The 12832-nt window shown below is 73.1% G+C and carries 9 protein-coding genes; 5 read left to right on the top strand and 4 right to left on the bottom strand.

The genetic code is table 11. From position 1 onward, the window contains the following. Window positions 1-137: 137 nt before the first annotated feature. The 3 genes from QIT00_RS36545 to QIT00_RS36535 are packed head-to-tail and all read right to left on the bottom strand — an operon-like array spanning window position 138 to window position 2944. Window positions 138-1445 (bottom strand): coenzyme F420-0:L-glutamate ligase, encoded by a 1308-nt coding sequence (locus tag QIT00_RS36545; RefSeq protein WP_282539817.1) that lies wholly within the window; start codon window positions 1443-1445, stop codon window positions 138-140. After that, a complete protein-coding gene (gene cofD / locus QIT00_RS36540; RefSeq protein ID WP_282539816.1) occupies window positions 1442-2398 on the bottom strand; it encodes a 2-phospho-L-lactate transferase in 957 nt (318 codons plus the stop codon). Before cofD ends, QIT00_RS36545 begins: the two co-directional genes overlap by 4 nt. 33 nt (window positions 2399-2431) lie before the next feature. Beyond that, window positions 2432-2944 carry a cysteine dioxygenase gene (locus QIT00_RS36535; protein ID WP_282539815.1) on the bottom strand — a complete coding sequence of 171 codons (513 nt, stop codon included), beginning with the start codon at window positions 2942-2944 and terminating at the stop codon, window positions 2432-2434. 709 nt (window positions 2945-3653) lie between these two features. On the opposite strand from QIT00_RS36535, the gene QIT00_RS36530 reads away from it, so the two are divergent. From QIT00_RS36530 to QIT00_RS36520, 3 genes are all read left to right on the top strand, one after another. Continuing rightward, window positions 3654-3917, top strand: coding sequence for a WhiB family transcriptional regulator (locus tag QIT00_RS36530; RefSeq protein WP_017945871.1), 264 nt, complete (start codon window positions 3654-3656; stop codon window positions 3915-3917). Window positions 3918-4140: 223 nt separating this feature from the next. Beyond that, on the top strand, window positions 4141-7950 hold the full coding sequence (locus QIT00_RS36525; RefSeq protein ID WP_282539814.1) for a glycosyltransferase: 3810 nt from the start codon (window positions 4141-4143) through the stop codon (window positions 7948-7950). Further along, window positions 7947-9512, top strand: coding sequence for a DUF5719 family protein (locus tag QIT00_RS36520; RefSeq protein WP_282539813.1), 1566 nt, complete (start codon window positions 7947-7949; stop codon window positions 9510-9512). The genes QIT00_RS36525 and QIT00_RS36520 overlap by 4 nt, the downstream gene beginning before the upstream one ends. A gap of 29 nt (window positions 9513-9541) precedes the next feature. On the opposite strand, the gene QIT00_RS36515 is transcribed toward QIT00_RS36520, so the two are convergent. Beyond that, window positions 9542-10003 (bottom strand): metallopeptidase family protein, encoded by a 462-nt coding sequence (locus QIT00_RS36515; protein ID WP_282539830.1) that lies wholly within the window; start codon window positions 10001-10003, stop codon window positions 9542-9544. A 330-nt stretch (window positions 10004-10333) separates the two neighbouring features. Here QIT00_RS36515 and QIT00_RS36510 point away from each other — a divergent pair, with 330 nt between their 5' ends. Further along, on the top strand, window positions 10334-10759 hold the full coding sequence (locus tag QIT00_RS36510; protein ID WP_282539812.1) for a DUF3499 domain-containing protein: 426 nt from the start codon (window positions 10334-10336) through the stop codon (window positions 10757-10759). Window positions 10760-10963: 204 nt separating this feature from the next. Then, window positions 10964-12580 (top strand): L-lactate permease, encoded by a 1617-nt coding sequence (locus QIT00_RS36505; protein WP_282539811.1) that lies wholly within the window; start codon window positions 10964-10966, stop codon window positions 12578-12580. Window positions 12581-12832 lie beyond the last annotated feature (252 nt).

Genomic DNA, 12832 nt, shown 5'->3' with positions numbered 1-12832 from the left:
AGCCCCTCCGGCGTTTGAGGAGCGGGGGGTCCGGGGGCGGAGCCCCCGAAGCGCCGCAGGCTTTCGGGAAGGGGCGGGGCGGGGAGACCTCCGAGGCCGGAGAGGCGCGGGTGCGGGCAGCCGCCCGCCACTCCGACTCAGCGCACCACGACGAAGTCCCCCACCTCGCGCGGCGGCCGACTGCGCGGCTCCTCGGCGGGCCGCCCCACCGCGACCGCCCCCATCGGATCCCAGCCCTCCGGCAGGCCGAGCACGTCACGGACGACGTCCCGGCAGAACATCGTCGACGAGATCCACGCCGAACCGAGCCGCTCCCCGGCGAGCGCGACAAGGAAGTTCTGGATGCCGGCGCCGGCCGCGACCACGAACATCTCCCGCTCGGCGGTGTCCCGGCGCGCGTCCCCGTAGCTGTGCGAGCCGTCCATCACCAGGCAGGGGACCACGAGATACGGCGCGTCCCGCAGCACGTCCCCGCGGCGCACCCGCTTGGCGATGGACTCCTCCGACCTGCCGTCGGCCCGCAGGTCCGCGATCCACTTGTCCCGCATGGCGTCGAGGAGTTCGGTCCGCGCCTCCGGGCTCTCCAGGAGCACGAACCGCCAGGGCGTCGTGTGGTGCGGCGCGGGCGCGGTGACGGCGGCGGCGACCGCCCGGCGCACGGCACCCGGGTCCACCGGATCGTCGGTGAAACTCCGCACCGTGCGCCGCTGCGTGACCGCCTCGCGCACCGCTTCCGAGGTGCCGAGCCGGAACATGTCCTCCGCGGCCCCGCGCACCATTGCCCCCGCGCCGGTGTCCTCGCCGGCCGCGTCCGTCACGGCGTGCGGCAGCCCGCGGACCACGGCCACCGGCAGACCGGCGGCCTTGCCCTTCACCAGGTCGCCCGCCGCCGCGAGTTCGTCGGCGGTGGCCACGACGGTGGCGCTCAGCGGATTCCCGTACGCGTCCACGCCGCCGCGCAGATCGTCCAGTACGCGCACGCCCGCGGCGCCGATCGCCACGTCCGCCAGGCCCTTGCGCCAGGCGCGGCCGAAGGTGTCGGTGACGATCACGCCGACGTTCACGCCGAGCGTGTCCCGCAGGCCGGTGCGGATCGCGCGGGCCGAGGCGTCCGGGTCCTCGGGCAGCAACAGGACGGTTCCCGCAGGGGTGTTGGAGGCGTCCACCCCGGCGGCGGCCATGACGAGGCCCTGCCGGTTCTCGACGATCCGGAGCGTTCCACGGCGCGCCACCACGCGCACCGTCTCGGCGTCGATCGCCGCCTCCCGGTCGGCGGCGGCCACGATCCGCCCCTCCGCCTTGGAGACGATCTTCGAGGTGACGAGCACGACGTCCCCGTCCACGAGGCCCGGCTCGGCGGCTGCGATCAGCTTCGCGACCTCGTCCCCGGCCCTCACCTCGGGCAGCCCCGGCAGCGCCCAGACGCGGTACACGGGCGCGTTCACGCGCGTACCTCCTCGGCGAGCGCGAGCGCCTCGCGGGCCATGGCGGCGGTCGCCTCGATGTCCGTCATCATCAGCGGCACCGCTCTGCCGCGGATCCCGGCCGCCTCCACGCGCGGTACGGCGTCCGCGTCCGCGGTGTCGACCAGCCAGCCGTCGAGCAGCCCCGAGCCGTAGTGCTCGGCGACCGCGGCGGCGCTGGACTCGACGCCCACGGCGGCCAGGACCTTGTCGGCCATACCGCGCACCGGGGCGTTCCCGACGATCGGGGAGAGCCCGACGACCGGGACCCCGGCCTCGGCGATGGCCTCGCGGATGCCCGGCACGGCGAGGATCGTGCCGACGCTGACCACGGGGTTGGACGGCGGGAAGAGCACCACGTCCGCCGCGCCGATCGCCTCAAGCACTCCGGGCGCGGGCTTGGCCTGCTCGGCGCCCACGGGGACGACGGCGAGCGCGTCCACGGAGGCGCGCAGGCGTACCCAGTACTCCTGGAAGTGGACGGCCTTCCGCTCGCCGTCGGTCTCCACGGCGACATGTGTCTCGATCCGGTCGTCCGACATCGGGAGGAGCCGCACCCCGGGCTGCCAGCGCTCGCACAGCGCCTCGGTGACGGCGCTGAGCGGGTATCCGGCGCTCAGCATCTGCGTCCGCACGATGTGGGTCGCGAAGTCCCGGTCGCCCAGGCCGAACCACTCGGGACCGACGCCGTACGCCGCGAGCTCGCCCTTGACCTGGAACGTCTCGTCCGAACGCCCCCAGCCCTGCTCCTCGTTGATGCCCCCGCCGAGCGTGTACATCACCGTGTCCAGGTCCGGGCAGACCTTCAGGCCGAACAGATGGATGTCGTCACCGGTGTTGCCGATGACGGTGATGTCGGCGTCGGGCGCGGCGGCCTTGAGACCGCGCAGGAAACGGGCACCACCGATGCCTCCGGCCAGAACCACAATGCGCATGTGCCCAGCATGTCAGGTGGGTACGACAACGCCTCAGGCGGTGACGGCATCCCGTACGGTCTCGGCCACCGAACCGGAGCACCGGGCGGCGTGCATCGGCATCTCGGTGAGCCCGGGGTAGTAGAGGTGCAGGCTGACGGCGGGCTCAAGGGCGTCGTTCACGACCTCGTGGACGTAGCCGGGCGCGAAGACCCGCTGCGAACCGGCCCGCAACGCGCGCGTGCCGCGCTCCGTACGCTCCGTCAACTCGCCCTGGAGGACGGTCAGCACGCCGGAGGAGGGGCCGTGGTCGTGGCGGCCGCTGCCCTGTCCCGGCACCCAGCTGAGCAGCCAGATCTCGTAACCGGGCCCGGTGCGCAGGCGGTGGTACCAGCGGCTCGTGGCGTCGTACTCCACGAGGTGCTCCCACTGGGAGCGGTCGGCGGCTACGGCACGGGCGAGCCCGGCGAATTCGGCGACGGTGGCGGGGTGTTCACGGGCGGGCTGGAGGAGGTGCTGGACCTCGAGGATGTCGCCGGCGATCTGCAGGTCGCTGTCGCTGTTCATCGGTGCGGTGGTTCCTCGGCGGGGAGAGGTGCGGGGGTGTCACTGTCCATGGATCCGCGGACAGTCGCTCGGGTCGCGAGCGAGGTGTGGCCCGGATGTGGGCGCGGGGTCGCGGGGCCCGAAGGGGGCTCGGCGGTGCGGAACGGCTGGAGCGCGATGGGCTCAACAGCAACAGGTACAGCGACAGCTCTCCAGGGCAGCACAGAGGGGTCCACCGGTGTGGATCCGAGTGAGCGCCAAGTTCGCGAGCATGCCCCACAGGAGACCGGTTCACACGTCTGCTGTCAACCTGATGTCCGTATTGCGGGATATGGTTCACCGTATCCGGTTGTTCGTCCTGCCGAAAGGTTTGTGCATCCACCGGACCGGACAAGTGGCGCTGCATCCGGGCGCGTAAACGCCGTTGCCGTCTCGTGACTCGTTCGTGATCGAGATCGCTTCGATGTGCACCTCGGCAACGGGACCGCTTTCCGGTGCGTCTTTACGGGTGTCGGCAGGGTGTACGGGATCGGCGCCGAGAAGTGTCCAGGTTTAAGGCGATTTGAACACTTTCCGCAAAGCCTTGGTTCCGCAGAGTGAATAAGGGACCCAATAGCAGATCCCGGCTTGACTGGCCCGTATCGGCACACTTGTAATTTCACTCGTGTCGTTCGGCCGAAATCGGTAACGGCAGCATCACGGGGACTGCACAGACAGACGAGGGGCGCACATGACCGAGCTGTTCCAGCAACTCCTGGTCGAGGACGCGGACGAAGAACTCGGCTGGCAGGAGCGCGCACTCTGCGCCCAGACCGATCCCGAGTCCTTCTTCCCCGAGAAGGGCGGCTCCACCCGCGAGGCCAAGAAGGTCTGCCTCGCCTGTGAGGTCAGGTCCGAATGCCTCGAATACGCACTCGCCAACGACGAGCGATTCGGTATCTGGGGCGGCCTGTCGGAGCGAGAACGCCGACGACTCAAGAAGGCCGCCGTCTGAACGCTCGCCGATCACCCGGCGACCGAAGACCACCCGACCCCGACCCGTGCCGAGCAAAAGGCACACACCCCGACGTAACGAACTCTCCGCCGCCCGTGGGTTGTCCACAGGCGGCGGACCGCTGTGTTTCCCAGCCGTTAGTGTGGCCCCCGTCCGAGACGCCCCCGAGCACAGCCCGGCCCAGGCGTCCACCGCAGTCCATCGAACCGGGGCCCGTACCTCGATGTCCGTGCACAGCCATTCGGCAGGCCAGTACTCGGCAAGTCAGTACGACGCTGCCGCAGCCGCGTCCCTCCAGGCACAGACGCCTGAATTCCCCAGGCACGTCGTCACCGCGGTCCTCGTCTCGCACGACGGCGCCCGCTGGCTGCCCGACGCCCTCAGCGGCCTGCTCGGCCAGGAACGCCCCGTGCAGAACGTGATCGCGGCGGACACCGGCAGCGCCGACGACTCCGCCGCGCTCGTCACGGACGCCCTCGGCCCCGAGCGCGTCCTGCACCTCGCCCGCCGCTCCGGATTCGGCACCGCCGTCGACGAGGCCGCCCGCACCGCGCGCGTGCTCACACCCGACGACCTTCCCTATCTGAAGCGCCCCAGCGGCTGGGACCCGGTCACGCGCACATGGCGCGACGAGGCGTACGACATGCCGGAACTCCCGTACGGAGAACCGGTCCAGTGGCTCTGGCTGCTGCACGACGACTGCGCCCCCGAGCCCGACGCCCTCGCGGCGCTCCTGCGCACCGTCGAGCGCGAGCACGAGGCGAACCGCGAAGTCGCCGTCGTAGGACCGAAACTGCGCGGCTGGTACGACCGCAGGCAGCTCCTCGAGGTCGGCGTCTCCATCGCGCACAGCGGCCGCCGCTGGACCAACCTCGACCGCCGCGAGCAGGACCAGGGCCAGCACGACCAGGTCCGGCCCGTCCTGTCCGTGTCGACCGCCGGCATGCTCATCCGCCGGGACGTCTTCGAGGAGTTGGGCGGCTTCGACCGGCGCCTGCCCCTCATGCGGGACGACGTCGACCTCTGCTGGCGGGCCCAGGAAGCCGGACACCGCGTCCTGATCGCACCGGACGCCGTGCTGCGGCACGCCGAGGCCTCCGCGCGCGAGCGCCGCACCGTCGACTGCGTGGGCCGCACCTCCGCCAGCCCGCACCGCGTGGACAAGGCCGGCGCCGTCTACACGCTCCTCGCCAACACCCGCGCGGCGATGCTGCCTTGGGTGCTGCTCCGCCTCGTCCTCGGCACCCTGCTGCGCACACTCGCCTATCTCGTCGGCAAGGTGCCCGGCCAGGCCCTGGACGAAGTCGCCGGTCTCTTCGGTGTGCTGCTGCGTCCGGAGCGGATCCTCGGCGCCCGCAAACGCCGAGGCAAACCGCGGGTCGAGGCCGCCGAACTGCGGCCCCTCTTCCCGTCGCCCGGCGCGACCGTCCGCCTCACCGTCGAGCAGGTCGCCTCCAACCTCGTCGGCCGCTCCGACCCGGAGACCTCCTCCGGCGGCCGGCACGGCGCGGTGGAGTCGGGGCCCGGCGGGGACGACGCCGAGTTCCTCCAGGTCGAGCAGTTCGCCCGCCTCAAGCGGATCGGCCGCAAGCCGGGCCCCGTCCTCTTCGGCGTGCTGCTCCTGGTCTCCCTGATCGCCTGCCGCGCGCTGCTCGGCGGCGGTGCCCTCGCGGGCGGCGCCCTGCTGCCCGTCCCAGCCGACGTCTCCGAGCTGTGGGGCCGGTACGTGGACGGCTGGCACCCCGTCGGCACCGGCGGCACCCAGTCCGCGCCGCCGTACCTCGCCTTCGTCGCCGCCCTCGCGACCGTCCTGTTCGGCTCCACCGGGCTCGCCGTCACGGTGCTCCTGGTCGGCTCCGTCCCGCTGGCCGGTGCCGCCGCGTACTTCGCCTCCCGGCCGCTCGTCGGGTCGCGCCTGCTGCGCGCCTGGGCGTCCGTCGCGTACGCCTTCCTGCCCGCCGCCACCGGCGCGCTCGCGGGCGGGCACCTCGGTACGGCGGTCCTCGCGATGCTGCTTCCGCTCATCGCGCGGGCGGGCCTCGCCGCCGGCGGCCTCCTCCTGAAGTCGCCGGACGCGCGCGGCAGTTGGCGCGCCACCTGGGCGTACGCACTGCTGCTCACCGTCGCCACCGCCTTCACGCCGATCGTCTGGCCCCTCGCGCTCGTGCTCGGCATCGCCCTGCTCGTGGTGCGCCGCGCCGACCTCAGTGCGTACGGTCTGCGGTTCCTCGCCGCGCTCGGGGTGCCGCTGCTCGTGCTCGCGCCCTGGTCGCTCTCGCTGCTGCCCTTCGGCTTCTTCCGGTCGACCGGGCTCGACCACGGCGCGGGTTCCGCCTCGGGGCTCGACCTGCTCGGCATCAGCCCCGGCGGACCCGGCGCCGGTGGCGGGCTGCTGCTGATCGGCTTCGTCCTCGCCGCCCTCGCGGCCCTGCTGCGCGGCGAGCGGAACCTCGCGATCCACACCGCCTGGGCCGTCGCCCTCACCGGCTTCGCCTTCGCCGCCCTCAGCAACGGCTCCGCCTGGGCGGGCCCGGCCACGCTCGTGTACGGCATCGCGCTGCTCGCCGCCGCCGTGGTCGGTGCCGAAGGGGCGCACGCGCGCGTGGCCGAGCAGAGCTTCGGCTGGCGTCAGCCCGTCGCCGCCCTGATCGCCGTCGCCGCCGTGCTCGGCCCGCTCGTCGCCGCCGTCGGCTGGATGGTCCGCGGCGCCGACGGACCGCTGGAGCGGCGCGACCCCGCACAGGTCCCGGCCTTCGTCGCCGAGGAGTCCGGCACCAAGGACCAGCCCCGCACGCTCGTCATCGACAGCGAGTCCGAGGCCGAGGTCGGGTACGTGCTCGTGCGCGGCTCGGGCGCCCGCCTGGGCGACGCCGAACTCGCGGCGGCGGGCGAGGGCAACGGCCGCCTCGACAAGACCGTCGCCCACCTCGTCGCGGGCTCGGGCGCCGACCAGGTCGACCAGCTCGGCGACTTCGCCGTGCGGTACGTCCTGCTCGAGGCCGGCGCGCCCCGCGGGGTGAGCCGCGTCCTGGACGCCACGCCCGGCCTGACCCGGCTGAGCCAGCAGGACGGCAGGGCCCTGTGGCGCGTGGATCGGCAGGTGGCCCGCGCCGCGGTGGTGCCCCCGTCGGGCACGCCCGAGCCGGTCGCGGCGGGCCCGGTGGAGATCCACACCGACATCCCCGCGGGCCCCGAGGGCCGCACGCTCCGCCTCGCCGACTCCGCCGCCGACGGCTGGACGGCGACGCTGGACGGCACGGAACTCCCCGGGAAGACCGTCGACGGCTGGGCGCAGGGCTTCGAACTGCCCCCGTCCGGCGGCCGGTTGGACGTCACGTATGACACTCCCGGTACGCACACGGGCTGGCTCTGGGCGCAGGGCGCGCTCGTCGTGGTGCTCGTGGTCCTGGCCCTGCCGGGCCGCCGGAACACCGTGGACGACGACCTTCCGGAAGAGCCCGTGACCGTCCCGGCGCAGCCCGTCGAGGGCGAGGGCCGCCGGGCCCGCAGGCTGCGCGCGGCCCAGGAGGCCGAGGCGGCCGCCCAGGGCCGGACGGCCCCGCCCGAGGAGCCGCAGCCCGCACCCGCCGTGCCGCGGCAGCAGTCGCACGACGACTGGTCGGCGGCGTACGCGGGCGCGGACCAGCCCGCACACGCCCAGGAGCAGTACGCGGACCGCCACCCCGCACACGCCCAGGAGCAGTACGAGGCCGCGCAGTACCCGCCGGGCGGCTACGAGCAGTACGGCTCCGGGGCGTACGAACCTGCCCCCTACGCCCAGCAGCCGGGCGCCCCCGGCACGTACGACCAGCAGGGCCAGGCCGTTCCCGGCCAGTACGGCTCGTTCGACTACGGCTACGGAACGCCGCAGGCCGACCGGCCCACCGACCCGGCCATGCCGCCACCTCCGCCGCCCGTGCCGCCGCAGGCCCCGCCGTACGCCCCGTACGAGTCCTACGGGAGCCACGAACAGCCGTACGGCGGCGCCGACTTCAGGCCCGACAGCGAGCGCCCCGACGGGAGCCAGCAGTGAACCGCACGACCCTGTCCCTGATCGCCGCGGGCGGAGCGCTGGCCGTCGTCACCGGAGTCGCCGCGCTCACCGCCCCCGACGGCGGCGCGGCCGACGGCCCGGCGAAGGCGGCGGAGCAGCGGCCGGTGGACCGCAGCAGCCTGCTGTGCCCGGCGCCGAGCTCCTCCGATCTGGCGGACACCTCGTACACGTCGTTCACGCCCAAGTCCTCGGGGGCGGGCGGCAAGGGCGCGGCCGAACTCGTCGGCGCACCGCGCGCTTCGGAGGACGACGGCAAGTCCGGCAAGGGCGACGGCAAGTCCGGCAAGGGCGACGGCAAGTCCGGCAAGTCCGGCAAGGGTGACGAGAAGGCGAAGGGGCGGTCCGGCGAGGGCAAGCCCCTGCTGGCCGCCAAGAGCGTCGGCAAGCCGGTGACGGAGGAGGTCTCGGGCGCGGACGCCCCCGCGCTCGTGGGCTCGGCGGACGGCGCGCTCGCGCCCGGCTGGACGGTGCAGCAGACCACCACGATCAGCGCGGGCAGCGGCCGCGGTGCGCACGGCCTGGCCTGTGGCGCCCCGGACACCGACTTCTGGTTCCCCGGCGCGAGCACGGCGAAGGAGCGCAGCGACTACGTCCACCTGACGAACCCGGACGACACGGCGGCCGTCGTCGACATCGAGCTGTTCGGCCCGCGCGGCGCCCTCGACTCGGAGGTCGGCGAGGACATCAAGGTGCCGCCGCACTCCACCGTCCCTGTGCTGCTCTCCACGCTCACGGACGAGCCGCAGACGAACGTGACGGCGCACGTCACGGCCAGCGGGGGCCGAGTGGGCGCCGCGGTGCAGTCCGCCGACGACAAGCTGGGCGGCGACTGGCTGCCCGCGTCCGCCGACCCGGCGGGCAGCGTCGTCCTGCCCGGCATCCCGAAGGACGCCACGTCCGTGCGCCTGGTCGCCTTCGCGCCCGGCGAGGCGGACGCGGACCTGAAGCTCTCCCTCGCGGGCCCGAACGGTTCGATCACGCCGGCGGGGAACGAGACGCTGCACGTCAAGAGCGGTATGACGGCGGCGGTGGACCTGGGTGACGTCACCAAGGGCGAGGCGGGCTCGCTGCTGCTCACGCCGACCGAGGACTCCGTGCCCGTGGTCGCGGCGCTGCGGGTCACACGCGGCAAGGGCGCCCGGCAGGAGACCGCGTTCATCCCGGCGACCGCCCCGGTGGGCGACCGCGCGACGGCCGCGGACAACCGCGCCAAGGGCTCCACGCTCTCCCTGGTGGCGCCCGACAAGGACGCCAAGGTGCGGATCACGGCCTCGGCGGGCTCGGAGGGCGGCGCGGCGGCCACGAAGACGTACACGGTCAAGGGCGGCACCACGCTGGCCGTCGAGCCGCCGCTGCCCAGCGGCCTGAAGGGCTCGTACGCGCTGACGGTGGAGTCGGTCTCGGGCACGGTGCACGCGGCGCGGACGCTGGAGCTGCCGGAGGACGGCGTCCCGATGTTCACGATCCAGACGCTGCCGGACGATCGCGGCACGATCACGGTGCCGCGGGCGGAGCAGGATCTGTCGGTGCTGCAGAAGTAGCGCGACCGCGCCCTACGCGGCCTTCGGGTTCAGTCCTCGCCGTATCGCGGGTCGACCGCGTCCGGGGACAGGCCGAGCAGCTCGGCGACCTGCTCCACGACGACCTCGTGCACAAGGGCCGCGCGCTCGTCCCGGCTCTTCGTGCGGATCTCGACGGGGCGGCGGTAGACGACGATCCGCGCGGGCAGGTCGTCCCGCGCGGCAGCGGTCCCGCCCAGCGGCACGGTCTCGTCGCCGAGCGGCTCGCCGGGGCCGCCGCCCGTGCCGTTCACGTACGGCACGTCCTGGACCAGGAACTCGATGTCGGCGAGCTGTGGCCAGCGCCGCTCGAGCCGCTCCACGGAGTCCTGCACGAGGTCGGCGAAGACCTCTCCCCGGCTCGCGGAGAGCGGCACCTGCGGCGGCGCCACGGGGCCGCGCATGCCGCGGCCGTGCCGGTCTCTGCGGCGGATCCTGGGCTCGGTCGCGCGGGGCGGTACGGACTTGTCCATCACCGCTGAAGGGTAATCCTCCGCACTGACACCCGGTCGCCACGAGGGTTCCACGCGCGCGTGGAGCCCGGAACTGCGGGGCCGGCACGGTGGGCCGTACATCCGGACGGCACAGGGCATGTCGCCGGATGACCATTCCGGCCAACCTTGGGCTCGTTTGCGTAACCCACCGAGACCACCTGACTCATGGCAAATGACGGCATTTGCACGGGATGAGGGCGAGATCCAACACCGTTGATTCCAGTGCCTCTTGGGGTCCGCGCAGGTCAGCGCGGCATCTTCGGAGGGTCTTGTGTGAGGGATCACACCGCGACACGGGGGAGTGACCTCGTGGAGAGTCGTCGCGGCCCGCTCAAGAGTGCGGTACCGTCCAACGTCGTGAGCCCTGTACGTCGCTGTTCGCGCACCGCTTGCGGCCGTCCCGCCGTCGCGACGCTGACGTACGTCTACGCCGACTCGACCGCGGTCCTCGGCCCCCTCGCCACCTACGCCGAACCCCACTGCTACGACCTGTGCGCCGAGCACTCCGAGCGCCTCACCGCGCCGCGCGGCTGGGAGGTCGTCCGCCTCGCCGACACGTCGGCGCCGGGGCGCCCGAGCGGGGACGACCTGGAGGCGCTCGCCAACGCCGTCCGCGAGGCGGCCCGCCCGCAGGAGCGCGCGGCCGAGGCCGGCGGCAGCGGGCCCCGCTCGGCGGACCCGATGGAGGTCGCGCGCCGCGGCCACCTCCGCGTCCTGCGCTCACCCGAGAACTGAGCGCGCAGCCCCGGCAGGGCTCGTACTGCGGCTCGTACTGCGGCTGTACTGCTGCTGATGTTTCCTCTTCAACAATCTTTATTGTACGGAGCATTGACTTCGCCTTGTCGCGGACACGACGATTCCGCCACCCGTGAGTGATCGCTTTCCGCATGCCGGAAATGACGGGAAGCGACGGAGCCTCACGGGGCCCGGGAGGCCCGTGTGTTCGTACAGGAACTTGAACCCGTCGCCGACTCGCTCGGCCTGTCCGCACTGATCGCCGCACTACCCCTGGTCACCGTCCTCATCCTGCTCGGCGCCGTCCGCATGAAGGCCCACCGCGCGGGGCTCATCGGCCTCGCCGTCGCCGTACTCGTCGCCTGGCTCGCGTACGGGATGCCGCTCGGGCAGACCCTGTCGAGCGGCGCGCAGGGCGTCCTTTTCGGGCTCTTCCCGATCATGTGGATCGTCGTCAACGCCCTGTGGGTGTACCGGATGACCGTCCGCACCCAGCACTTCGACATCCTGCGCCGCTCCTTCGGCCGGCTCTCCGACGACCCGCGCATCCAGGCCCTCGTCATCGCCTTCTGCTTCGGCGCGCTCCTGGAAGCGCTCGCGGGCTTCGGTGCGCCGGTCGCCATCAGCGCGGTGATGCTGGTCGCGCTCGGCTTCCAGCCGGTACGGGCGGCGGTCGTCGCCCTCGTCGCCAACACCGCGCCCGTCGCCTTCGGCGCCATGGGCACACCGGTCGTGACGCTCGCTCAGGTCACCGGCCTGCCCCTGGACTCGGTCGCCTCCGTCGTCGGCCGCCAGACGCCGCTCCTGGCCCTCGTCGTGCCGCTCGTGCTCGTCGGCCTCGTCGACGGCAGGCGCGGGCTCCGCGAGACCTGGCTGCCCGCCCTGGTGTGCGGAACGGCCTTCGCCGCCGCCCAGTTCGTGGCGTCCAACTATGTCTCCGCCCAACTGGCCGACATCGGCGCCGCCCTGGCCGGCGCGGCCGCCCTCGTCGCGCTCCCCAGCGCCCGGAAACCGGCCGCCGAACCGGTGCGCGCCGCGGTGCTCACCGGCGTACGCAGTGAGGACCTGGACACCGAGGACCCGCGCCCCGAAGTGCTGCGCGCCTACGCCCCGTACGCCCTCATCGTGGTCGTCTTCTCGCTCGCGCAGATACCGGCCGTCAAGAGCCTCCTCGACGGGGCCACCCAGGTCTTCGACTGGCCGTTCCTGAACGTGTCCGACCCCGACGGCAACCCGGTGGGCGCCAACGCCTTCACCCTGCCGCTCGTGTCCACGGGCGGCACGCTCGTCCTGCTGGCCGGCATCCTCACGGCCGGCGTGATCGGGGTGCACGCGCGCGTGGCGCTGCGCGAGTGGGGCGCCACGGTGCACGAACTGCGGTTCGCGATCCTCACCGTCACCTCGGTGCTCGCCCTCGCGTACGTCATGAACCTCTCCGGACAGGCCGCCGTCATCGGGCACTTCGTGGCCGCGGCGGGCGCGGGGCTCGCGTTCCTGTCGCCCGTGCTCGGCTGGTTCGGCGTCGCCGTGTCCGGCTCCGACACCTCCGCCAACGCGCTCTTCGGAGCCCTTCAGGTGACGGCCGCGCGGCAGTCCGGGCTCTCGCCCGAACTGCTCGCCGCCGCCAACAGCTCCGGCGGCGTGCTCGGCAAGATGATCTCGCCGCAGAACCTCACCATCGCCTGCGCGGCCGTCGGACTCGCGGGCAAGGAGGGCGACTTGCTCCGCAAGGTGCTGCCCTGGAGCGTCGGCCTGCTTCTGGTGATGTGCCTGATCGTGGTCGCCCAGAGCACGTTCCTGCTGGGCTGGATGCTGCCCTGAGCCCGCCCTTCCCCGGGGCTGCCGTGAGGGGCCGCGGGGCGCGGTGAGCCCCCTGCGGCCCCGGCTCGTGCGGGACTGTCAGCGGCGAACGGTACGTTGGGGGGACCGCACAGGATTCCAGGAGGGTTGGGCCGTGGCTGATCTGTCGCAGATCGTGAAGGCGTACGACGTACGCGGGGTGGTCCCCGACCAGTGGGACGAGTCCCTGGCCGAGCTGTTCGGCGCGGCCTTCGCGCGGGTCACGGACGCGCG

The sequence above is a fragment of the Streptomyces luteolus genome (assembly GCF_029968015.1).
GTDB classification, from domain to species: Bacteria; Actinomycetota; Actinomycetes; order Streptomycetales; family Streptomycetaceae; genus Streptomyces; species Streptomyces luteolus.
This window is presented reverse-complemented; position numbering and strand designations above follow the sequence as displayed.

Excerpts from the sequence above, each read along its gene's own strand:
- cofD (WP_282539816.1), bottom strand. The coding sequence starts at position 2,398 with ATGCGCATTGTGGTTCTGGCCGGAGGCATCGGTGGTGCCCGTTTCCTG.
- QIT00_RS36535 (WP_282539815.1), bottom strand. The coding sequence starts at position 2,944 with ATGAACAGCGACAGCGACCTGCAGATCGCCGGCGACATCCTCGAGGTC.
- QIT00_RS36530 (WP_017945871.1), top strand. The coding sequence starts at position 3,654 with ATGACCGAGCTGTTCCAGCAACTCCTGGTCGAGGACGCGGACGAAGAA.
- QIT00_RS36525 (WP_282539814.1), top strand. The coding sequence starts at position 4,141 with ATGTCCGTGCACAGCCATTCGGCAGGCCAGTACTCGGCAAGTCAGTAC.
- QIT00_RS36515 (WP_282539830.1), bottom strand. The coding sequence starts at position 10,003 with ATGGACAAGTCCGTACCGCCCCGCGCGACCGAGCCCAGGATCCGCCGC.